This is a genomic window from Paraburkholderia acidipaludis NBRC 101816, assembly GCF_000684975.1.
Lineage (GTDB): Bacteria > Pseudomonadota > Gammaproteobacteria > Burkholderiales > Burkholderiaceae > Paraburkholderia > Paraburkholderia acidipaludis.
Genome location: NZ_BAXZ01000024.1, coordinates 36,014 through 59,086 on the forward strand (window position 1 = coordinate 36,014; position 23,073 = coordinate 59,086).

Consider the following 23,073-nt stretch of genomic DNA (forward strand, 5'->3'; position numbering starts at 1 on the left):
ACCGACTTATACAGCCGTCAGTTGGCCGAGCCAACGCGAATCTCGCGGGGACGGGCGACGATGCAGCCGCTTGTCGAGCAGCGTGCGCGCCTTGGCAGCCTCGCCGCTTCGCATGAGCGAGACGAGCAGCGTGTCCTCCACAATTTCGCGTTGCGCGCCGCTTCCGCCAATGCGCACGACGTCGCGGGCCACGGGTTCGAGAATTTCCACGCAATGCGCGTAGTTTTCGTCGGCGAATGCCAGGGCCGCCCGGCAAATCGCCGGGACAACGGGCCCGGCGGGCAGGTTTCCGGACTCCACGAGCGCGAGGAGGGCGTGGACGCGCTGCTCGAGCCCTTCCCTATCGCCTGTCGCCGCAGCAACCAGGGCCATGTGGAAGTCCGCAAAGGCGAAGCCGGCTTGTTTGAAATAACCGGAGGCGTACTTCGCGGCGGCGTCCCACATCCCCGCGGGGACCGTGTGGCCATACGCCTGCATGCGCCAAAGAAACGATGACGTGTCGCTCACGATATTGACGGGAACCCCCAACGAGGCCGATGGCGCAACGTGCTCGTCGTATACCGCGAGTGCCCGTTCGGTGTCCCCTCGCTCCAGCGCGACGAGCGCGGCGTGCCATGCGATGTGGCCATGAAGCACGCCATTTTTTCCGTACTCCGGCAGCCAGCCGGCAATCACCCGCTCCGCTTCGTCGTTGGCGCCGGCTTCGTACAGGACATGCGCAACCGCATGGACTGCGTTCACATTGTGACGGCGCAATTCGAGCGCGCGTTGCGTCAAGGCGCGCCCCAGCCGAACATCACCGTTCTCGCCGTGCGCCCAACCCCGATAGGTCAGAAACCACCAGTCGTCGGCATCGAAGTGTCGTGCGTGACGCTCGCAGAGGTCCACGCGCGCCTGGTCGTGGCTGGCCATCCCGGAGAACGCGAACAGGCCGAATGCGCCAAGCGGCAACGAGAGGACGAGAATGTCGCGCGGCCACCTGTCCGCATGCGCCAGCGCTGCCGCAAGCGCCTTCGGAGCCTGCCCGTTGATCGCAAAAGAAAGGACTTCTACATGACTGCGTTCACGCTCCGTTCCGTTGTGAAGCACCAGTTCCATCGCCTTTGCAATCTTCGCGCGCGCGTGAGTGACCTCTGCGCAAATAGCGTGCAAGCGCGCGCGTGCTGCATAAGCCAGCGCGAAATCCGGGTCTGCCGCAATCGCTTCGTCCAGTGTCTCGCCGGCACCCGGCCACAGCGACAGAAGAAGATCAACGCCAGCCTGATAGCGCTCGGCCGCAAGGTCGGAAGTCGTCGAGAGTGGCAGGCTGTAGCGGTCGAGGCGGGACATAAAGCAGGTAACTCCAGTGGCAGTCAGTGGCAATCGCGAGCGTTCGAGCACCGGTCGTCCGTTGCCGACGACGGCACGATGCTTCAGCACAGGAAAGCACTATTAGACCCATTTTTCCCGTGTCGGTATTTCGATGAATGGTCAAGATGTATAGAATATCGGTCAACCGGATCGCTAACATGAATTGGGAAACCATTGAAACCCCCGCTGGTGTATCACCCCCGGCTCCCCTCACGGTACGCGCCCAGTTCGTCCCTGCCCGCCACTTTTTCCCCGAGCATTCGCATCACTGGCACCAGATGGTCTACGCGATATCCGGCGCGCTAACCGTCATATCGGAAGCCGGGTCGCTCGTCATTTCGCCGGAACAGGCCGTGTGGCTGCCGACCGGCTTGCGCCATCGCGTCGGCTCGCTTCTGGGCGCCGAGTTCCGCAGCCTGTGGATAGCCGACGACATGGGCGATTCCCTGCCGGGAACGGGCCCACGAGTCTTTGCGGTTTCGCCTCTGCTCAAGGCGCTCATTGTCGAGGCGAACGAGATAGAGGGACAGGATGACGATGACGGATACGCCGGCCGCATCACGCATTTGATTCTCGACCAGCTCCGGCGTGCCCGCCCGCTGCCTACCGCGCTACCGTGGCCGCGCGACGAATCCCTGGCAGTGCTTTGCGAGGCGCTTTATGCTGACCCGGCGGACACGCGCGGCCCGGAGGAATGGGGGCGGATATTGGGCATGTCGGAGCGCACCCTCGCCCGGCGCTTTGTTGCCGAGACCGGAATGAGCCTGCGTTCGTGGCGGCGCAGAATGCGCCTCTTCAGGGCGATTGAACTGCTGGGCGGCGGTATGGGCGTGACGCGAACGGCGATGGAGCTCGGCTACGGCTCGACCTCGGCGTTTGTCTACGCGTTTCGCCTCGAGATGGGTAGCAGTCCGCAAGTTTATATGCGAGGCCGCGGCGATGAGCTGAGCAGTCGCGTCGCGCCGCAAGCGGCGCCGCTTTCGGCGAAAGCGGGTCGGTGAAATCGGAGACAAGAACGGCTTGCCATGGTCTTCCATGGCAAGCCGCGAGCGAGAGCGCGTCAGACCACGATCAAGCGAGCATATCCTTGGCGTCGCCGGCTTCTACGCTAACGCTGGTGCACGGCGACTCGTTTCTGACGTAAAACTTGTAGCCGATAAAAACCACGAAGACCCAGACGGCGGAAACGACCAGCGAGATACGCATGTCCGGCAGGATGGCGATGCCAACCAATACCGCTGCCAGGAAGATCAGCGCGATGTAATTGCTGTACGGATAGAAGGGCATCCTGTAGGCAATCTGGCCTTCGTCGCCCCGCTGCCGCCTGGCTTTTCGGAATCCGAAGTGGCTAATCACGATTGAGCCCCACGCACAGACCAGCGCGAATACCGTCACCGAAGAAAACAGTTCGAAGGCCTGCCCGGGCATGAAGTAATTCAGCAACACGCCTGCGAACATGGTCGCGAAGACCATCAAGATCGCCCGATGCGGAACCTTGCGGCTATTCGTGACACCCAGGAACGCGGGCGCATTCTTTTGCAGCGACAGGTTATAAAACGTCCGGCTATTGGTGAAGACGCTTGCGTTCACCGCAGACAGCACCGCCATGATGACGACCAGATTCATGATGCTCGCCGCCGCCGGAATGCCCATTTTCGTGAACACCTCCACAAATGGGCTGCCCTTGGTCGTCAAGGAAGTCCACGGGAAAACCGTCAGCAGGACTGCGATGGCGCCGACGTAGAAAATCAGCAGGCGCCAGAACGTCGCGTTGATGGCCTTGGGCATTGTGGTCTTGACATCCTTCGTTTCTCCCGCCGCGAGACCCAGATTTTCTACCCCGCCGAATGCAAAGGTGACCATCACAATGGCAAGGAACGTCCCACTGGCTCCCTTGGGAAAGAATCCTCCGTGGTCGACGAGGTTGCGATAGCCGATAGGCACTCCGTTGTTTCCGATGCCAAAGACGACCATGCCCACACCGAAAGCGATCATTGCCACAATGGCTGCGACCTTGACCAGCGCGAACCAGAACTCCGCCTCACCGTAGATCTTTACGCCGATGATATTGACCAGGAACATCAGCGACACGGCCGCCCCGGCCGTCACCCAGATGGGAATGGCCGGAAACCAGAAATGCATGTAGTTCCCGAGTGCGTTCAAATCCGCGGCACTCGTGGCAAGCAAGAAAATGAATGCATTCCAGCCGTTCAAAAATCCGGCGAATCGATGGATATAGCGATTCGAATAGGAAACGTACGAGCCGGAAACCGGCTCTTCCACCGCCATCTCCCCCAGCGCGCGCATGACGAAATAGATAGCGATAGCGGCCAGCACGTACACCAGCAGGATGGCCGGCCCTGCCGTCTTGATTGCCCACGACGACCCGTAAAACAGCCCGGTTCCGATTGCGCCGCCAATGGCGATCATCTGGATGTGCCTGTTTTTCAGGTCTCTTTTTAGATCTTCCTGCTCGTATGTCTGAATTTTATCGCCGTGGCTCATGTCGCCTCCTAAGAAATGTTCGATTGTTCTTGTGATTTAATATGCATTCCTGAATAAATATAAGCGTAGTCAGGAAGTACGCCGTCTCTGTCGACTATCAGAGTCCCGCGAGCGCGGTGGTCAGACGGCTGATCGCTTCGTCAATAGTGGAACGCGGGCACCCGAGGTTCGCGCGCATATAGCCGTGCCCTTCTATGCCGAACTTCTGACCCTTGTCGAGCCAGAGCTTCGCGTGGGTCAACATGAACTTGTTCAGTACGTCGGCATCCATGCCGAGACCGCGGCAGTCCATCCACGAAAGGTATAGCGAGTCGGCAGGCATTACCTCGATCTTCGAGGTAATGCTGTGCACCGCGCTGCGAAAATGCGCATGATTTTCGCGAAGATAGCCGAGCAACTCGTCGAGCCATGGCTCGCCATGGGAATAAGCGGCCTCTGCCGCGACCATACCCAGGACATTCACGGCCGGATACATGTTGCGGTCGAACTGGCGATGAAGCGCTTCCCGCAAGCGGCGGTTCGGCACGAAGAGGTTTGCGCTTTGCAAGCCAGGAAGATTGAAAGTCTTGCTCGGCGCGGTACAGGTGATACTGTTTTCCGCGAACCTTGCGTCCAGCGACGCAAACGGCAGGTGCTTTTTGAGCGGGTTGATGACGAGGTCCTGGTGAATCTCGTCCGAAATCACGAGCACGCCCCGGCGCAGACAGATTTCGCCCATCGCGCGCAGTTCGTCTTCTGACCACACGTTTCCGGTCGGATTGTGAGGGTTGCTAAGGATGAACAACCGGGTGTTGTCCTTGATCGCCGCTTCGAACGTTTTCTCGTTGAAGCGGTATGCCGTTCCCACGCGCTCAAGAGGGGCATACGCGAGATGGCGGCCATTTAGAAGGACGTCATCATGGAAATGGGCATAGACGGGGGGCTGAATCAGCACAGAATCGCCCGGCGCCGAAAAAGCCTGAATGGCGTTTTTGAGCGCGGTGATGACGCCGCTCGACTGGAGAACCCACTCCTTGGGCACGTCCCAACCAAAGCGCCTGGCCTGCCAGCCGGTCACCGCTTCGACGTAGCGCTCGGTGGCGCCGCGGGAGTACCCGAAGACGCCATGCTCGACGGCCTCATGAAGCGCATCGATTACCGGCTGGGGCGCCCGGAAATCCATGTCTGCCACCCACATTGGCAACGGGTCCGCAGCGTATTCGTCCGCGCAAAGCAGTCTTTCTCCGAACGCCCATTTCAAGGAATTGGAATGCTTTCGGTCGATGACCTCGTCGAACACCGACCTCGGCTTTCCGGATGAGGCTCCGCGGCCCTGCATTTCTGGATGAATCTTCACAGTCACTTCCATTCGCGATAGAACGGTACGCCCGCGGCGTAGCTTCGTATTGCGATTAGAGTAGCAGCGCGAAATTTTGAGCAACAATGGTATGTTCTCATGGTGCAGTGAGCGTAGCTCATGGATGCCCGGAGCCCCGCCGGACAGGGCCTCAGACAGCCAGCGCCACCAGAAAGCGCGAAACCATGTTGTATGCGGCGACTGTCGCTACCGCCTCCACGGTCTTCGATTCCCCAAAGCGTTCCTTCAATTCCTCGATGGTGGCGGCTTCCACCACGACGTTCCGGGTCGACTGATCGGTGAGCTTGATCAGCGCGATTTCCCGGTCGTCGAATGCGGGATGCTCGACGTGCGCCGATTTGAGAGCCTCCGCCTTTTCGCGTGTCCCGCCTGCCTCCAGATAGGCCGGGTAGTGCACATTCCATTCGAAGCTGGCGCCGTTGAGTACCGCGACGCGCAGCATAATGAGTTCGCGATACTCCAGTTCCAGACTGAAATCGGCGCGAACCCTGCGCAGCAGCTCGTTCCACCCGGCGGCAAGCGGAAAGCTCCTGAGCAGAACACGGTCGATCCCGATGAGCTCGCCGTTGGGACGGCGCGCGCGCATGCCGGCAAGCAATGCTTCGGGGGCTGCGTCACCGTCCTTCCATGGGGTGACACGTACACTGCTGTTCATAAAGCTCTCCTGAAAAATTCGCTTCGGCTCGCACGGCGAACTGCGCTCATGCAAAGCCGTCCAGCATCATTTTTCGGCACGCGCTGACAGCCCACAACTGCTATATTCTTTGCAGGACACAAAGAAAATCTTTCATGAGAGCCCCCATTTTTCTTAACGCCCTGCGCGCGTTCGAAGCCAGTGCCCGGCATCAGAGCTTCTCTTCGGCCGCGTCCGAACTCAATGTCACGCCGGCTGCGGTTGGACAACTCGTCCGTTCCCTGGAGGAGTGGCTGGGCGCGCCTCTGTTCCATCGGGAGAGCAGCGGTCGAGCCCGGCTCGTGCCGACGGAAACAGCCGAGCGGGCGTTGCCGGATATCCGCGCCGGCTTCGACCGCCTTGCCATCGGGCTGAGCCGCCTGCGCGAGAGTTCGAGGAACGGCGTGCTGACCGTGGCCGTCAGCCCGTCGTTCGCCGCAAAGTGGCTGCTACCGCGCATCGAACATTTTCATGCCGTGTGCCCGGAAACCGATGTCCGTCTGGATACGAACCTCAAGCTCGTGGACTTTGCCGCGCAGGGCATCGACATTGGAGTGCGCTATGGCCGCGGCTCATGGCCGGGTCTCGTCGCCGAAAAGCTGATGGACGAGAAAATCTTTCCCGTCTGTTCGCCGGCCTGGCTCGCGAAGCATGGCAAATTCAAACGTCCCGATGACCTGGCAGGCAAGGCATTGATCCATGACCTCTCGGTCGACGCGCATATTGGATTTGCGTCGTGGGCCGACTGGCTTCAACGGGCCGGCGCCACGAAGGTCGACGCGACGCGAGGCATGCAGATAAACAATTCCGCCGCGGTGCTGCAGGCCGCGATCGACGGACACGGCGTAGCGCTGGCGCGAAGCGTCATGACGAGTGACGACCTTGCCGCCGGCCGGCTCATCCGTCTCTTCCCGACGCTGGAGCAGGCCTCGGAACTGGCGTACTTCATTGTCTATCGCGCGGAATGCGCATCCTTGCCGAAGCTGGTCACATTCCGCGAATGGCTGATTCAAGAGGCCGGGTCGACCGCCTGACGAAAGCCGACCCGGCCCGGCGCCCGGTCGTTCGATCTCTGCCCTATGGCTCTATATGGCCCGATGATGGCCACCGCGGCCGTGCCCTACTCCACCGTGACCGATTTGGCGAGATTGCGCGGCTTGTCGACATCGGTCCCACGCAGGCATGCCACGTGATAGGCCAGCAATTGCAGCGCCACCACATGCAGCAGCGGCGAAAGCGGCCCGATCCACGCGGGCATGTGAATCACCCTCACCCCGGGCGCGAGCGTCAGTCCCGTGTCCAGATCGGCCAGCACGAAAAGCCGTCCGCCGCGCGCTCGCACTTCCTCCATGTTCGACTTGAGCTTGTGCAGCAGCATGTCGTTGGGCGCCGTGACGATCACCGGCATCGACTCGGTCACGAGCGCCAGCGGGCCATGCTTGAGCTCGCCGGCCGGGTAGCCCTCCGCATGAATATAGGAAATCTCCTTGAGCTTGAGCGCGCCTTCCAGTGCGATGGGATAGTGCGTGCCGCGCCCGAGAAACAGCGCGTGCTCGGTCGGGCTTAGCGCCTCGGCCCACGCCATGATCTCGGGTTCGCGTGCGAGCACGTTGCGCATTGCGTCGGGCAGCGCGGCGAGCTGCTGCATATAGGTCGCCGCCTCGCTCCCGCTCACGCGCCCGCGCTGCCGGCCCATCATCAGCGCGAGCACGAACAGCGCGACGAGCTGGGTCGTGAACGCCTTCGTCGAGGCCACACCCACTTCCGGGCCGGCTTCGGTAATGAACGCCCAACGGCTTTGCCGCACCATCGCGCTCCCCGCGACGTTGCAGATCGCCAGCGTGCGCAGCTCGCCCATCGACTGGGCATAGCGCAGCGCCGCCAGCGTGTCGGCGGTTTCGCCCGACTGGGAGACCGCCACGACGAGCGTATTGCGCTGCGCGACGTGGTCGCGATAGCGGTACTCGCTCGCAATCTCGGCCCGCGCGGTCACGTTGGCGAAACGTTCGAACCACCCGCACGCAGTAAGCGCCGCATAGTAGCTCGTGCCGCAGCCAAGCAGCAGCAGGTTCGCCACATCGCTTAGTTCACCTGCTTTCGGCATGCCGTCCTGGCGCGGCTCCAGGTCGACCACCGTCGCGAGCGTGCGCGCCACGGCCACGGGCTGCTCGAAGATCTCCTTCTGCATGAAGTGCTGGTAAGCGCCGAGTTCGGCATCCGCCGCGTGGCGCGCGAATGCGATCTCGCGGCGCGCGACCGGCTGGCCGTCCTTGTCGCAGATCTGCACGTTCTTGCCTTCGATATCGACGAGATCGCCCTCCTCCAGATACACGAAGCGCTCCGCGCAGCCCGAAAGCGCGAAGGTATCCGAGGCGAGAAATACGCCTTGTGCGCCGATGCCGACAACGAGCGGCGAGCCCTGGCGCGCGCCGATCACCCGGTTCGGCTCGTCGCGGCACATCACGGCAATCGCGTAAGCGCCTTGCAGCAGCCGCGTCGCGTTGTGAACGGCGGCCAGGATGTCGCCGCAATAGTGCTCGTGCACGAGATGCGCGATCACTTCGGTATCGGTCTGGCTATTGAACTGGTAGCCCTTCTCCGCGAGCGCCTTGCGCAATTGCTCGTGATTTTCGATGATACCGTTGTGCACGACCGCGATCTGCTCGCCCGAAAAGATCGGGTGCGCGTTGTCGATCACGGGCATGCCATGCGTCGCCCAGCGCGTATGGGCGATCCCCGTCACGCCGTCCAGCGCGACGGCGCGCGCATCGGCTTCCAGCGAGCACACGCGCGACAACGTGCGCACACGCCGCGCCTCTCCGCTTTGCAGCACCGCCACGCCACATGAGTCATACCCCCGGTATTCGAGCCGCTTCAAGCCCTCCAGCAGCGAAGGCACGATGTTGCTCCTCGATACGCCTGCCACGATGCCGCACATATGCGCCTCCCAGTTTCATCGGTCGATCGATTCGTTGTACTACTCTTGCGCGGTCTGGCGGGTGCATCGGTCCGATTCCGATGGCGCCACTTCGTCGCGCTCGCTGAAATCCGCTTCGCGCAGGCCGGTTGGCGAAAGCGAAACAAAATGCATGGAGTCGGGGCCGCGCGCGATGCCGATGGCACCGGTGTTGCCCCAGGCAAACGGCGCCCGTTCGAAGCCGCGCAGGCGAATGTCGCTCCCGGAGAGCGTGAGCGCCATCAGCCGTCCGTCGCGCGTGGGCACATAGGCCACGTTGCCATTCACTCCAATGCTCGCTTCGCGCACCGAGGCCGGCAGACAATCGAGCCGGGCCGTCACCTGCCCGCCCTCATCGATCAGTAATACAGAAGAACGGCCGTCCTCTGTCGTCGCTTCGAGCACGAAGCGCTCTACGGCGGGGACCCATGCGGCGGCGTAGACGTAGTACTGCACGCGCGGCATCTCGCTGGCGTCTGCGGGACGCACGAGCCGGCCGGTCACAGGGTCGAGCACTGCGTACTCGAGCTGGGCGATGATCGAGCCCGGAATGTACTTCTGCCACACGAGCAGTGCATGCGTAGGCGAGCCGGCGACGACCGGCCACCATTCGCGCACGTGCGCGGCCACGTCCACATGCAGCAGCTGGCCGCCACGATCGTTGTAGACCTTCACGTACACGCCGCCGCCCGTGCCGAGATTGTCCACGCCGCCGCCATCCACCCAGTCCGCCGAATAGAACACGACGAAGCGGTCGCCCACGGCGGTCACGTGGCCGGAATGGCCGCCGGATTCGACATCGTTCGGATAGGGCTTGATGGGCGAGAGGTCCTGGTGATAGACGCCATAGCGCTGGCTGATCGTGCGCGGCGCGTTCCAGCCGTCCTCGAAGCTGACCATGATGTTGCCGCTCGTGCTCTGGGCGACCGACACGGGCTCCTGCGCCTCGGGCCGGCTGATGAAAATGTGCACCTTCGCAAGATGGTGATGCGGCGGCGACCACTCGCCCACGTAGACATCATGGGGCCAGTTGCCGTCCGGATTCGCTCCGCGCGGCGGCAGCCCGGAGCTGCTGAAAAAGACCCAGCTCCGGTCTCCCCCGGCGCTCGCGTAACCAATGCCGTGCATGAAGCGCCGCTCGTCGCCGAGACCCGGCGCCGGCACGGCCACCACGGCCCCGGCCGGCGCGCGCCGCGCGCTAACGGTGTTCGGGTCGGCGCTGCGGCCGGGCGTTGCCAGCATGCCCAGCACGGCGGCCAGCATGGCCGCGGCGACGCGCGCACGCGTCCTGCGTTCGCGGCCGCGCCGCGGCATATCGAATCGACGGATCATGGCTGCAAGCCCTGTGTGGCATCGACGCGAGAAGCGTCCTTTGTGCCCTGGCGCGCTCAGTGCCGTCTATGGCCCGACGCGCGAGGCGAGCCGCCGGTCGGTGCCCCGCGCAACGTCTCGGCCGGCGCGCGCGGCAGCGAATACCGCAGCGGCGGCATCTGATTCAGGGCGTGCGGTGCGGAGGCACCACGCGGCACGTCGCCTTCGGCGAGCTCCGGCTGCGGCAGCACGCGCAATGCGGAAATCAGTCCGTTCGCGTCGTGCGAAGCAACCAGCACTCGCGGCACCTCGCCGCTCTCGTGCCGCACGCCGCTGGCCAGCGCGCCAGGCTCGACCGTGAGACCGGCTTTACGCCGCAAGAGCCGCTGGGTGCGCGATTTCGATGCGAACGGGTGCGCCACGCGCGCGAGGACCATCCACATCACCAGCACCGAAGCCATGGCGCCGATCGCGGCGAAGTAGGACAGCAGTTCCGGTATCGACAAATCGCCCTGTCCGAACGGCAGCAGATACCGGTACGCGTAGATCGTGATCCCGGCCCACATCGAACCGACGCAGGCCGGACGCAGCAGGCGGAACCAGAGGATGAGCGCGACCCCGCGCGTGAGGCCTTTATCCCTGATGATCAGTTGCGGGTGGCGCAGGGAGAGATCAATGACGGGCATGTTGTTCATGCTGAATACCTCTATCAGGGCTGGTCCAGACGGCCCGTTTGCCACGCCGTCCGAAAACGATGGCGGGCAGCGCGACAACGGTCGTGACCATGTTGATTAACCAGAACGCGAGCGGATACCAGACTGTGTCCATCAGGTACAGCAGCAACTTTTCGTCGTAGCACCGGTCGATCAGGCAACCGATGATGATCTGCAGCACGCAGGTCGCCACGAGCAGCATCCCGTGCCAGTGCGGCAGCAAGGAGACGTGCCAGTCGGGCGGCAACGGGTAGAAGGCGCCCACGAGCGCGAGCAGCAAAATGAAAGACATCGAGTACGCCCAGGCAATGCCGAGCGCGTACTCGACAAAAAGCGGCCACATCATGAAGCGGGGCGAAAAAAGCAGCGTCTTCGCGTACTTGAACAGCACTTGGATGCCGCCCTTGGCCCAGCGCAGGCGCTGCTTGTACAGGCCCTTGAGCGTCTCGGGCATCAGAATCCAGCTGAGCGCATGCGGCTCGTAGGCCACGCGCCAGTCGCTGCACTGGAGCTTCCAGCTGATGTCGATGTCCTCGGTCAACATGTCCGAGCTCCAGTAGCCCACGTCCGCAAGCGCGCTCTTGCGAAACATCGTGATGACGCCGGACACCGTGAAGATGCGCCCATAAACCTGCTGCGTGCGCTTGATGAGCCCGACGATCGACGAGAATTCGCCCACCTGCATGCGCCCGAGCAGCGAGGTGCGCGTGCGGATGCGCGGGTTGCCCGTCACCGCGCCCACGTTCTGGTCTGAAATGAAGTGCTCCAGCATCCATTCGATCGCGTCCTCGCCCAGCAGCGAGTCGCCGTCGATGCACATGAGATATGGCGCGCTGGTAATCGCCGCGGCCGTCGTCAGGCCGATCGCCTTGCCCTCGTTCTTCGCATGGTGGATCACCGTCAAACGAGGAATCTCCGTCGCCAGCTGGTTCAGGATTTCGCCGGTGCGGTCGCGGCTGCCGTCGTTGACGGCATAGATTTCATAGTTCGGATAACCAAGCGTATTCAGATGATGAAAGACCCGGCGTGCGTTCGCCTCCTCGTTGTAGCAGGGCACGATGATGGCGACCTTCGGCATCCCGGCCCTCGCCAGGGCGCGCTGCGAGCGGGTCCGGCCGTGCTCCAGAGCAAAGAAGTGGACGATCCCTCCTATCATCCACAGATACGACATGAAGAACGGATAGAAGAAAATGAAGTCCTGCAGCCGGTTGATGACGACGTGCATCATTGCGCGAGGCTCCTGTTGGTGCTGGCCTTCAACAGGGCCTGGATCGACGTGGGATCGAGACGCGAGCGCATCGACATGACGTCCGCCATCTCGACCTCGCTCGGCACGTCGCGTGCGAAATTGTCGGGGTAGTAGCCGTAACTCACCATGCCGTTCTGCCGCAGGTGGCGCATCTGGTCGGCGAGCCGGGCGGTGGGCACGCTCGCCCCCGTGTGCGAGTCCGCGGCCTCCAGCAGGAAAACGGTGCGCCGCGGACCATCCGGCTCCGCGCGCACTTTTTTGGACAGCGAATCGAGCCAGCTATCCACCGACGTAATGCCCTGCCGTGACGGCATGGCCAGCAGGCCCACGTAGTCGTATACCTGCACGAAAGCCGGGTAGTTTTGCGCATAGCGTTGCCCCGCGGCCGGATCGGTCACGACATCGGGGAAGATCGTACGCACGGCGAGTACGTCCGCGGCGTTCTGGCTGTCGACCACGACCTGCTGGAGCTCCCGCGTGAAGTCGATCAGATGACTCGTCTTCAGGTCGCTCCACCGCTTCAACCGGGCCGGATCCGCATGGATCTGGCTGATGTTGCCCGGCAGACTCCAGCGCGCCAGCTGCTGGCGCCCCGCCGCGCTGTTGTCCTCGTAGTCGGTCAACATTGCGTCTTCGCCGAAGAGCACGCCCGTGAACGCGGAGTACTTGCCGAGGTCCTCGTACAACTCGCGAACATAGCTGCGCGCAGCCGGATCGTAGGGGCTGAGGCGCTTCACGCCCGAGGCGCCCGGCGGCAGCGTGCTGCCCGAAACGGCGCTCACATACTGCATGCGGCCATCGAGCGCCGTGGGCGTCGCGAACGCGAGCACCGGCATCCACGCATAGACGTTGACGTCGGCGCGCGTGTTCAACTGCCATGCGGCCCGGCAGAACAGATCGGAGCGCATGGGCAGATGGCGGTTCGGGAAGTACAGGGCCCGCGCGAACCCGGATTTGTCGGGGTCGGAGTACGCCTGCAGGTACACCGAATTCGGCTTCAGGCGATACATCCGCTCGATCAGGTCACCCAACTTTTTCTCCTGCACGTCCGGCGAGGGGTCGTAGACGTCGTCCAGCGACACCACGACAGAGCGCTCCACCGGATTGACTTCGCCGCGGTTCTCCGCGGGCTCGCGCATCGAGCGCTCGAAGCCGCCGACGTCGATGTCGTACATCAGGAGAATGCGGCGCAGGCGATCGAGCGGAACGTCGCTCGTATTCGGCCCGGATTCGAGCGTGAACTGCGTAGGCATGCCGAGCTTCGTCGAGACATTGCGCACCTGCAGGTTCTCCGCGCCATACGGCCACACCATGGAGCGCACCGTGGCGCCGGTTTGGGCCTTGATCTGCCCGATGCATTTGGCGAGATCCCCGTGCACGCGCGCTTCGAACTCGGCGTCGGTCTCGTAGCGCGACTGATCCTTGAGATACAGGTGCGAGGTGGCGGCCGGCAATTCGTTGCCTTGCGGATTCGCAACCGCGCCGTGGTGCAGATCGTGTGTATGCGACGCGAGCTCGACGAGTCCCGATTTAGCCACGACGCGCACGTCGTCCCACGACATGAACGTGTCGCGCGGCACGACCACGGTGTCGGACAGGCGAATGCCGGTGTCCGCCGGGGTGTCGACCCACGACGTCACGATACCCATCACCGCGGGATAGTTGAACTCCTGGAGCAGCGGCAGCACCTTCGTGTAGTGGCTCTTGAAGCCGTCGTCGAACGTGAGCAGCACCGGGCGCGGCGGCAGCGGCTTGCCCCCGTTGCGCGAAGCGACAACCGCGTTGAAGCTGACCGCGTGATAGCCGTTCTCGTGCAGCCAGGAAAAGATCGACGTAAGCGTGCCGGTGTCGATCGCATAGGGATCGATCACATTGTTCGTGGCGAATTCGTCCCGCAGATTGTCACGGACGTCGTGGCAGCAGATGACCCGGAACGTCTTGCCGTCGGCCGGATCGGCCGGCGGCAGGATGTCGATCAGCTTTGCCGGAACCAGCGAGGGAAACAGCGTACACCCTGCCATGGTGCCCAGACAGCCGCAGATGAAACGTCTACGGGAATACATATTCGGCCTCCTTTCGATAGTCGAGATCAGAAGGGAACGGCGAGCGTCGCGTAGGCCGTGCCGGACCATTCACGCGCCCCGTCATAGTCGTGGCTGAGCGCGCCGAGGCCATACGTCAGGGTAATGTCGTGACGGAAGGTCCACGCATGCTCGAGGCGTACCCCCCCTTCCGCGCTCGTGCCGTAGCCGCGCTCGTTATAGGCGCCCGCGGTCAGATAGATCCGCTGCACCAGCTGCTTCTCGCCGGCGCGCCAGATGGCCCACTGATGCATCGCGACGAATTCGGCCGTGTAGTCGCGCGACGGCGAGTAGTACGGCTGATTCGCAAGCGTGTTGCTGGTCGTGTTCAGGTTCATCGAAACGTTCACGAACTGGTTCGGCAAAGTGAGGACACGCTGCGTGCCGCTCGCTGCAATCTCCTGATTGAAGTTGGTATCGGAAAAGCGCGTTGCCGTGTACGACAGCGAAGCCGAGCGTTGGTCGGCGTCGGTGTAGTTGACGCTCGCGCCGGCCGTCTTGCCCCACAGATGCTCGACGTAGGCCTTGAACGGCAGGTTGTTGGTATCGCTATCGACCGAAGCGCTTGCCGATATGTAATCGCTGAACGCATACGTGACCTCGCCGTTGCCGCCCGTGCGTGCGTCGGGGCCGATCGAGCGGGTGGCCTCGGCGGTGACGTCGAGCGGTCCGTTGCGGTAATCGCCGCCAACGCCGCTGCGTGTGCGGCTGACGTTGCCGATATTCGTGTTGGCATGGCCGAAGAACGTATCGGCGAACACGCGCCAGTTGTCGTAGATCGGCGGCGAATAGATTTGCGTCTCGATGCTGTACTCGTTATCCGCCAGCACCGAGTTGCCGTGCTCGCCGTTGAACTCGATGGACAGCTCCGGCGCGCGGTAGGCGTTGTAGTCGCGCTTGAAGCTGCGCACCGCGGAGTTCTCCGGGAAGGTGTCGTCGAATGCGCTGTCGACGAGCCGCGCATTCGAGTAGTCGTCGAGCATCAGCGAGGTGCGCCCGAGCCCCGCCAGCGCTTCTATGTTGTCGGGGTGATCGGTCAGCGTCGCTGTATACATGTCGCGCGCGCGGCGTGTCTGCGAAACGCCGAGCACCGCGTCGGCCTCCGCATTGCGCACGTCGGCACTGAACGGCACCTGTTGCTTCAAGCGTTCGAGTCCCGCCATACCCGCGCTCGTCTGACCAATGTAGATCTGGTACTGCGCGAGCAGCTGGTAATAAAGCATGTAATCGTCATTGGCAAGATTCCAGGGTTGAACCTCATTGGCCGGCGGCAGCGCTGCACGAATGTCTTCCAGCACCTGATGTGCCTGCGCGTACTTGTTCTGGTCCGTGAGTGCGTAGAACAAGCCCTCGCGCAGATCGATCGGCCGCGTATGCGTGCCGTACTGGAAACCGCGCGTGGCGGAGTCCGCCGTGGACGCCGTGGCCTGCTGGATCGCCTTGCGATAGACCTGCTCCGCCTTGCCCGGCTGCTGGAGGTAGCTGTAGGCGGAGCCCGCGGAGGCGAGCGCTTCGATGGAGATACCCGCGCCCGGCGGAATCGATTCGAACTCCGTGATGGCGTCTTCCATCCTGCCGCGTGCGGCATACGCCACCGTGAGGTCGCCGGCCAGCGAGGCGCGGACCTCGGTGTAATCGGGCGTTTTCGGCAAACTCGCCTCGAATTCGTGCGCGCGGCGAATCGCGTCGTCGAGCGCGTCGAACCGGTCATGGCTCGACATGGCGCGAACCTTTTCGCGTCCGCCTCGCACCTGCTGGCGAATGCTGAGCTCCTGAATCTGCGCGATGTCGACAGGCGAGAACACGTCGGGGCGGGCTTTGGCCTCTTCGAGCGCGCGAACCGCGCCGCCGCTCGCCGCGAGCCCGAGAACCTGCTGGCGAAGATCCGCGCCCGGCGCCGCGGCGGGCTGCGGCGGCGCCGGCTGTTCGGGCTCGCCGCCGGCCGAGCCTTGTTGCGCCTCTATGGTGCCGCGATTGGTGCCGAGATTGGTACCGAGATCCGCACCCTCATCCGGGGCCGCGGCGTCGTTCGCTTGCGCGGGTCCCGGCGCGGGTTCCTGGGCCGGTCCGCTCGTCGCTTCCGGCATGCCTTGAGCCGGCTGCGCGTCGGCGATCAGCTCCGGCGCGGGCTGCGGTGACGGCAGGGGTGTTGTGGGTGCCGCGGCACGTGTGGGCGCCATAGAGGCCGTTGGCGCCGCCGGCGTCGCATCGGCGACGATGACGTCAGGCCCTCGCGCGGCATCGTCCTGCGGAGCCGCTGGAGCCGCCAGCGGCTCCGGAGGACTCTGTGGAGAACCTTGCGCATCGCCCGCATAGGGATTCGGCACGGACTGCACCGTGTTCTCCGCGTAGACCGTTGGGCCGTCGGAGGCCGTTCGAACAGCATGCGCAGCCGGTTCGTCCTGCGCAGGCACGTCGGCCATGGCCACGGCAATGACCACCGGTTGCGCCACGTTCGCCTCCTGAGCGAGGCTGACCTTGCTCTGTAGTGCCGCATACGCGGACAAAAGCAGCACGGCCGCGGGCGCGCACGCACCGAGGGGCCGCCGGCAAGCCGATACTTGCAAACGTTTTATCTCGACCATCGCGGTATACCTCTGCTCGCAGGTTCATTTAAAAGCGAACGCCCACTGCGCAAATGCCATGCCGTAAATAGCAGACGAATTCAACAATTCAGAAATAAAATCAATTCATCCAATAAAAAGTCAATTACCTGAAAGACTCTTGAATCAAAGGCGGCCGGACCCGAAACACTTCCGCCCCGATCAACAGCCCACACTCCGCGAGCGCTGATGGCGGCCAAAACACATGAAGATTGCGGTCGACATCAGCCTTCAGGCTGATCGACGAAGCGACGTCGGAATTACCTCGTTCTTGACGCTACAGAGGAACACCGCACGACATATGGCGCCGAACGGGGCTCGTAGTGAACAAAGTATGGACTCCCGGAGAGGGTCCGCATGTGGCCTGTGGCGACCCCGCAACGCCCCCGTGCCCACCCTCCGGCGATCGCTCAGCAGTGCGAAAGCGCGCTCCACGCACTTCTATTTCCCTTCCGATCCCCGGCCCCGGACATTTAGATTTTTTTCGATTTTTTTTTGGCAGATTTGAATTGACCCCGCGTATCAACTCGTTACAAAAAATGCGCCGCCATTTTTTTAATTCCTCGCCACGGACATCTTACTTAATCATCGGAGTAAGCTCTCAACTGGATTTATCGGCGTTTATAGAGGGTTGAATTTCATCGGCACGATTTCTATGCTTGTTGCACATCAGCCAGGGAGACAACCATGGCGACCTTGAAAGAACGAGGTCTGTTCGCGCTCGCAGGCATGCTGCTCATCGCAGCCGCCGTCACGGCGCCAGCCGACGCACAAATTGCAAGGCCAGTCGGAACATCGGGCACACAGTCCGCGGCGCCGCTCGCACCCTCCACGCCGCCGGCCGGTTCTGCATCGCCGCAGCCAATGCTGTACTACGTATGCGGTAATCCCGGTATCGAATCGCAGGTGACTTCGCCCGATCCTCAACACCCATTCAACCTCGGCGTCTCTTTCATCGCCGCCACGAATGGTGCGCCGCTAACCAATGTCTCGGTCAAAGTGCGGCGGCATGGCCGCGTGTTGATGGATTTCGTCGCGGCGGGACCGCATTGTCTTTTCTCGGTCCCCGACGCGGACTACCGGATCGAGGGCACGTACCGGGGCGAAATGAAATTTGAAATCGTGCAGACCGGCACCATGAATGCGGAGATCAAGTGGTAAAGACGGGTACGGCGCTTGCGTAGCTCGCGCCGGCACACCGGCTTACTCCGTGCCGTTTGAAATGGCGGCATGACGCCCACCGACCCAGGGGAAACGCGCGCCATGGCGAATTTTTTCCGGCACCGGCACCGGTCTGCCGATAGCCGCCCGAGCAACGAAGGAACGCCGGCCGGGAACGGCAAGTCCCCGCCCTTGCTGTCGGGCGCCGGCCTGAGCGTGGCGTTGAGCGTGCTGTTCTACGTGCTCGTACTGGCAGCGGACGCGAAATTCGACAGCGGGCCTCGTATCGGCCGTAAAGCAGCCAGTGTGATGCAGGTCGCCAGCCGACCGCCGACGGACAGCGTGCCCATGCCTGCCGTGAGTGCGGAAGCGCCGGCGCAGTCGGACGAATCGGCCCATGTTCTGCTTGCCCGGGCGCATGACTGTGCCTCGGCCGAGCGATGGGACTGCGTATTCGACGCAACCACGAGTGCCATTGCTCTTGGCGGAGAAACACCGGAAACCGAGGCACTGCTCGAGCAGGCCATGAACGCAGGAACGGGAAAGGCGCCCCGGCCACAGGCAACCGCACGAGCGGTCAACCTGCACAGGGCAAGTCTGGAATCGAATGCTTCGACGAAAGGGGCCCGCGAAACAAGACACAGGCACAAGTATGCGAAGCGAGACAAGAAGGTAAGATACGCCGCGGTTGCGCGCCCCGCCTCCTTCGCGGACATGGCCACGCTGTACCATCAATAGCGCGTGCGGCGCCGGCCCGCAGGGCCATGCCGGCAGACCAGCCGACGATACAGCTACGTCTTGCGGATACCACGGGGCCTATTGCATAGGATGCCTAATATCATGCCAGCTTGCATCAGCGGCGACGTGGGCCGCCCATCATCGCGAGCCAGCGCGCGGGAGAGATTCCGTAGGCACTGCGAAAATGCCGCGTCATGTGGCTCTGGTCGGAAAAGCCGGCGGCGGCCGCGGTATCCGCCAGCGGCATGCCGCGCAGCATCATCGCGCGCGCCGCTTCGAGCCGGCGCATGGTCTGGTAGCGGTAGGGGCTCGTCCCGTAGAAAGTCCTGAAATCGCGCGAGAGGCTCCAGCGGTCCCGTCCACCCACGGCGGCCAGCGTGTCGAGCGTCACGTTCTCTGTGCAGGCCGCCTGCAAATAATCCCGCGCGCGCTGTGCCGCCGCGTAATCCGCGGATTTCCCGACCGGCCGCGCGCCCGCCGCAGCATCGAGCGCCACGGCGAGTTCGAAGATCGCGTCGTCGCGTTCGAGCGGTTCCATGTGGGCATGCATGCGGTGCAGCGCGTTGCGTGTCGCTTCGAACAGGCGCGGGTCCGTGGTGATCCCACCCTCGACGAACGGCAGCGTCTTGCCGCCGAGCACGGCCTGGATGGCGGCGGGCTGCACGTAGAGCATCTGGTAGCGGAACCCCTCGCTCGTGCCCGCCTGACCGTCATGGGCCTCGTCCGGGTGCAGGACCATCGTTTGCCCCGGCAGGCTGCGGCACAAGCCGCGCCGGTAATGAAAGCACTGGACGCCCGCGAGCGTGACGCCGATCGCGTAGGTGTCGTGCCGATGCATCGAGTAGGCATTGCCGTGCAAGAAGGCCTCGATCCGCTCAATGCCCTCGGCCGCTTCGGAGCGGGCAATCCAGTCGGTCTGATCCTTTCCGGTGCTGCGGTTCATCGCTGCCTCCTGCTGCGCTGGCGCCAAAGAGGAGATTGTGCAGCATTTGCCGTGCACCCTGCTGGCCCTTACGAAGCCGCCTCGTATCCGCCGCGCAGCATGGCGGCATAGGCCGCGGCACCAACGGGGCGCCCGAACAGGTAGCCTTGCTGACGCTCGCAGCCCAGCGATTTGAGGAACGACGACTGCTCGGGCGTTTCCACCCCTTCGGCCGTGACGCGCATGCCGAGCGAATGGGCCATGGCGACCACAGCCTGCGTAATCGCCGCCGAATCGCGATTGTCGGGCAGGCCCATGACGAATGAGCGGTCCACCTTGAGGTGATGGAGCGGAAAGCGCTTCAGGTACGAGAGCGACGAGTAGCCGGTGCCGAAGTCGTCCACGGAAATGCGCACGCCGAGGTCGCTGATCGCGCGCAGCATCGGCATGACCGTCTGCGTGTCGTTCATCAGCAGTCCTTCGGTAATCTCCAGCTCGAGCCCCGCGGGGTCGAGGCCCGTGTGAACAAGGCAATGCTCGATCTTCTCGACGAGCCCTTCGGTGAACTGGCGCGGCGACAGGTTCACGGCCATCACGAAATCGGGCGCGAGCAGGCGGCGCCATTGCGCGGCCTGCCGGCACGCATGCTCGAGCACCCAGTTGCCAATCGCGACGATCAGGCCGGTGTCCTCCGCCACCGGAATGAATTCCGCGGGATACACCGCGCCCAGCTCGCTGCTCTCCCAGCGCAGCAGCGCCTCCGCGCCGATCGGCCTGCCCGTCTCGCCGTCGACGATAGGCTGGTACACGAGCGCGAGTTCGCCCGACGCCAGCGCGCGCCGCAACGACTGCTCCACGAGAAAGCGGCGCTGCAGGCGGTCTCTCAGCTCGGTCGTGAAAAACTGGAACTGGTTGGTGCCGCGCTGCTTGGCCACGTACATCGCGGAATCGGCGTTGCGCATGAGCGCCGCGGCGTCGAGCCCGTCGTCGGGAAAACGGCTGATCCCGATCGAAGCGCCCAGGTAGTACTCGTTAGCGGCCACCGCGAACGGCTCGGCGATGGCGTCCAGCACGCGCTGTGCCAGCGTCACGAGCTCACCCTCATCGTCGTGATGACGCACGGCGATCACGAATTCGTCGCCGCCCACGCGCGCGAGCGTGTCGGCATCGCGCACGCAGCGCGCGAGCCGCTCGGCCACCACGCGCAGCAGCATGTCGCCCGCTTCGTGGCCACCCGTGTCGTTCACTTTCTTGAAGCCGTCCAGATCGACGAACAGCAGCGCAAGACGCCCGTCGCGCGCCTCGCTGTCCAGCAGGTCGCGCATGCAGTCGGCGAGCCACGCGCGGTTGTAGAGGCCCGTCAACGGGTCGCGCGTCGCGAGGTATCTGAGCTGCTGCTGCGCTTCGCGCACGGCGCCGATGTCGGTGAACGAAACGACCACCGAAACCGGCTCCGTCTCGCCGGGGCGAAAGATCGGCAGCACATTTTCCGTCACCCAGACGATTTCCCCGTTCGCCAGTTCGAGCGCCGCCGTCTCGCCGATGACGGCTTTGCCGGTGCGCAGCGCGCGCATGCTCGGGCGCTCCCCGCGGCGCATGGGCTGTCCGTCGCCGTCCAGCACGCGCGGAATCACGCTCATGATGCTCTGGCCGATCACGTCGCCGGAAAGGCGCAGGATACGCCGCGCACTGGGATTGCAGGCCAGCACCGTGTCGTCGCGAGACTGCACGACAATGCCCTCGTTCAGGTGGTCGACCACGAGGCGGTGATGTTCCTCGCTCTGGGCAAGCCGCTGCGCGATGCTCACCTGATCGAGCAATGCGGCGACGCTCTGGCCGATGTCGCGCAACAGCGCCTCTTCCGCTTCTCCAGGCCGCCACGGCGTGCGCTGGTAGACGGCCAATGCCCCCAGCACGCCCCCCGCGTCGTTGCCGAGCGGCATTGTCCAGCAGGCGCGCAGACCGCTCGCCGTGGCGATGCGTGCGTACTCGCCCCAGCCGGCCTCCACGAGGAAGTCTTCCACCAGCACGATGCGGTTTTCGTACATCGCCGTGCCGGACGGGCTGCTGCGCGGCCCGATAGGCGCGCCGTCGAACTCGCGGCGGTAACGCCCGGGCAGCGAAGGCGCACTGCCGACGCGCAGATGCTGGCCGTCCGCGTCGGCCAGCAGGATCGAGCATGATGCGCCATCGCCCAGCAAGCGCTCGGCGCGCCGGCATACCTCGGCGAGCAGTTCCGGCAGCGGCACGCTGCGTGCAATGAGCTTGAGCATGCCGCGCTCGAACGCAAACGCCTCCTCCGCGGAATCATCGGACGAACGCGCGCCGCCTGGCTGCGCCCCACCTGCTTCGTCCGTCCTCTCCGAATAGCTCATACCCGCGCTATCTCCTGGCGCGGCGGCAGGCCCATGCCGCCGCCGCGCCTGTGTGCGTTCGTTCGTGTATTCGTTCCAGTCCGGCGTGACGGCCCGGCGCATTCCTGCGCTCATGCGCCTTCATGCGGCCCGCCAGAAACCCCCACGCAATCCGCGATGGCCGCCAACGCCGACCTCGCCTCTGCGTTATCGGCACGCCGCGGCGGTTCTTGACTCCCGCGTAGCGGGGGAAACGTGCTTTTTCTGCGGCCGAGGCCGGATAATCCGACCGGTTGGACTGTTTATGAAGTCGGGCGAGTTGGCCGTTAGTTGCGAACTATGCCGCCGGCAGAACGCTCACCAAAGATTGTCGAGAAGAAAGTGGGTGGCTGCGTATGCACCGGAAAAGAAGAGCAGGCACGCCACGAACATGGCGGAGTCCACGTACAGGTGGAGGTGGTACTCGATGTGTTCGGCAAGCAGGATGTCCGGATCGACAGGCACTGCTGCTATCCCACGCGACTGTTGGAGCTTGACCATGATCGATTCGAACTCGTAAAGGATAACTAATATTAACTAGCGCGGATTGCGCGTTTCGTGGGGCGTGCCGTCGCCATCGAACATGACATGGGCAGCCGCCAGTGCGCCGAACGATATGAGAACGCCGACGAAGATTGCGCCTGTCAGCGCAAACCGGCTGCCATGCGTTTGTGCGGAGGCCGCCACTTCATCGCGCGCTCGCAGCGAGCCGGCCGGCGACGGCTGGGTGCGGTCATCGCCAACAATTGCGTGAGCGCGGTCGCGCATTGAGGAAACATCGATCAGGGAAAGCGGGCTCATGGCAGTTGTCCAACACCTGTGGTTAGCGGTATTTATCCAGGAACGAAGCAGCGTATTCTTCCCAGGCTTTCTCGAATGCGGCCATCTCGCCCGGCCCTGCTTTGCGCTGCACCAGATGGTCCAGCCAGTTTGCCTTCCAGAGTCCTTCCGGCGCTCCGGTATGTGCGTCTACGTCGCGCGCCAATCGGCCGACGGGATCGTCGCGTTCAGCTTGCGTTCGAATCCAGGTCAGGAACGATATGACCATCTACCTACTCCTT

Annotated in this window: 19 protein-coding genes; 4 read left to right on the top strand and 15 right to left on the bottom strand. The window is 63.5% G+C overall.

What is annotated here, in order from left to right:
* Window positions 1-6: 6 nt before the first annotated feature.
* On the bottom strand, window positions 7-1,329 hold the full coding sequence (locus BAC01S_RS23895) for a tetratricopeptide repeat protein (protein WP_027797031.1): 1,323 nt from the start codon (window positions 1,327-1,329) through the stop codon (window positions 7-9).
* Window positions 1,330-1,508: 179 nt separating this feature from the next.
* On the opposite strand from BAC01S_RS23895, the gene BAC01S_RS32405 reads away from it, so the two are divergent.
* Window positions 1,509-2,351, top strand: a complete 843-nt coding sequence (locus BAC01S_RS32405; protein ID WP_043203523.1) for an AraC family transcriptional regulator — start codon at window positions 1,509-1,511, stop codon at window positions 2,349-2,351.
* Window positions 2,352-2,421: 70 nt separating this feature from the next.
* Here the strand turns inward: BAC01S_RS32405 and BAC01S_RS23905 are convergent, their stop codons facing one another.
* From BAC01S_RS23905 to BAC01S_RS23915, 3 genes are all read right to left on the bottom strand, one after another.
* Window positions 2,422-3,855 (bottom strand): amino acid permease, encoded by a 1,434-nt coding sequence (locus tag BAC01S_RS23905; protein ID WP_027797032.1) that lies wholly within the window; start codon window positions 3,853-3,855, stop codon window positions 2,422-2,424.
* A gap of 97 nt (window positions 3,856-3,952) precedes the next feature.
* Window positions 3,953-5,203: a MalY/PatB family protein gene (locus BAC01S_RS23910; RefSeq protein ID WP_043203479.1), complete on the bottom strand. Its 1,251-nt coding sequence runs from the start codon at window positions 5,201-5,203 to the stop codon at window positions 3,953-3,955.
* A gap of 139 nt (window positions 5,204-5,342) precedes the next feature.
* Window positions 5,343-5,867, bottom strand: a complete 525-nt coding sequence (locus BAC01S_RS23915) for a carboxymuconolactone decarboxylase family protein (protein ID WP_043203482.1) — start codon at window positions 5,865-5,867, stop codon at window positions 5,343-5,345.
* 134 nt (window positions 5,868-6,001) lie between these two features.
* Between BAC01S_RS23915 and gcvA the strand changes: the two genes are divergently transcribed.
* Window positions 6,002-6,919: a transcriptional regulator GcvA gene (gcvA, locus tag BAC01S_RS23920; protein WP_027797035.1), complete on the top strand. Its 918-nt coding sequence runs from the start codon at window positions 6,002-6,004 to the stop codon at window positions 6,917-6,919.
* A gap of 86 nt (window positions 6,920-7,005) precedes the next feature.
* Here the strand turns inward: gcvA and glmS are convergent, their stop codons facing one another.
* The 6 genes from glmS to BAC01S_RS23950 are packed head-to-tail and all read right to left on the bottom strand — an operon-like array spanning window position 7,006 to window position 16,648.
* Window positions 7,006-8,823: a glutamine--fructose-6-phosphate transaminase (isomerizing) gene (gene glmS / locus BAC01S_RS23925; RefSeq protein WP_027797036.1), complete on the bottom strand. Its 1,818-nt coding sequence runs from the start codon at window positions 8,821-8,823 to the stop codon at window positions 7,006-7,008.
* 39 nt (window positions 8,824-8,862) lie between these two features.
* The gene (locus BAC01S_RS23930; protein WP_174442461.1) at window positions 8,863-10,173 is read right to left on the bottom strand and encodes a hypothetical protein; all 1,311 of its coding nucleotides are present in this window, start codon (window positions 10,171-10,173) and stop codon (window positions 8,863-8,865) included.
* 56 nt (window positions 10,174-10,229) lie between these two features.
* On the bottom strand, window positions 10,230-10,847 hold the full coding sequence (locus BAC01S_RS32410; RefSeq protein ID WP_156954522.1) for a Biofilm PGA synthesis auxiliary protein PgaD: 618 nt from the start codon (window positions 10,845-10,847) through the stop codon (window positions 10,230-10,232).
* On the bottom strand, window positions 10,825-12,093 hold the full coding sequence (gene pgaC / locus BAC01S_RS23940; protein ID WP_027797038.1) for a poly-beta-1,6-N-acetyl-D-glucosamine synthase: 1,269 nt from the start codon (window positions 12,091-12,093) through the stop codon (window positions 10,825-10,827). The genes BAC01S_RS32410 and pgaC overlap by 23 nt, the downstream gene beginning before the upstream one ends.
* Window positions 12,090-14,177, bottom strand: a complete 2,088-nt coding sequence (gene pgaB / locus BAC01S_RS23945; protein WP_027797039.1) for a poly-beta-1,6-N-acetyl-D-glucosamine N-deacetylase PgaB — start codon at window positions 14,175-14,177, stop codon at window positions 12,090-12,092. Before pgaB ends, pgaC begins: the two co-directional genes overlap by 4 nt.
* A 26-nt stretch (window positions 14,178-14,203) precedes the next feature.
* A complete protein-coding gene (locus BAC01S_RS23950; RefSeq protein ID WP_052408832.1) occupies window positions 14,204-16,648 on the bottom strand; it encodes a hypothetical protein in 2,445 nt (814 codons plus the stop codon).
* Between the two features lie 837 nt (window positions 16,649-17,485).
* On the opposite strand from BAC01S_RS23950, the gene BAC01S_RS34820 reads away from it, so the two are divergent.
* On the top strand, window positions 17,486-17,959 hold the full coding sequence (locus BAC01S_RS34820) for a hypothetical protein (protein WP_027797041.1): 474 nt from the start codon (window positions 17,486-17,488) through the stop codon (window positions 17,957-17,959).
* A 69-nt stretch (window positions 17,960-18,028) separates the two neighbouring features.
* Complete coding sequence (locus tag BAC01S_RS23960; protein ID WP_156954523.1) at window positions 18,029-18,697, top strand: hypothetical protein; 669 nt, start codon at window positions 18,029-18,031, stop codon at window positions 18,695-18,697.
* A 115-nt stretch (window positions 18,698-18,812) separates the two neighbouring features.
* Here the strand turns inward: BAC01S_RS23960 and BAC01S_RS23965 are convergent, their stop codons facing one another.
* The 5 genes from BAC01S_RS23965 to BAC01S_RS23985 form a co-directional block, all read right to left on the bottom strand.
* Entirely contained in the window at window positions 18,813-19,640 is an 828-nt protein-coding gene (locus tag BAC01S_RS23965) for an AraC family transcriptional regulator (RefSeq protein ID WP_027797043.1), read from the bottom strand.
* A 68-nt stretch (window positions 19,641-19,708) separates the two neighbouring features.
* Window positions 19,709-21,994 (bottom strand): putative bifunctional diguanylate cyclase/phosphodiesterase, encoded by a 2,286-nt coding sequence (locus BAC01S_RS32415; protein WP_043203487.1) that lies wholly within the window; start codon window positions 21,992-21,994, stop codon window positions 19,709-19,711.
* Between the two features lie 336 nt (window positions 21,995-22,330).
* Window positions 22,331-22,513 carry a hypothetical protein gene (locus BAC01S_RS23975; protein WP_027797044.1) on the bottom strand — a complete coding sequence of 61 codons (183 nt, stop codon included), beginning with the start codon at window positions 22,511-22,513 and terminating at the stop codon, window positions 22,331-22,333.
* 36 nt (window positions 22,514-22,549) lie between these two features.
* A complete protein-coding gene (locus tag BAC01S_RS23980) occupies window positions 22,550-22,813 on the bottom strand; it encodes a hypothetical protein (protein WP_156954524.1) in 264 nt (87 codons plus the stop codon).
* 22 nt (window positions 22,814-22,835) lie between these two features.
* The gene (locus BAC01S_RS23985) at window positions 22,836-23,060 is read right to left on the bottom strand and encodes a YozE family protein (RefSeq protein WP_027797046.1); all 225 of its coding nucleotides are present in this window, start codon (window positions 23,058-23,060) and stop codon (window positions 22,836-22,838) included.
* Window positions 23,061-23,073 lie beyond the last annotated feature (13 nt).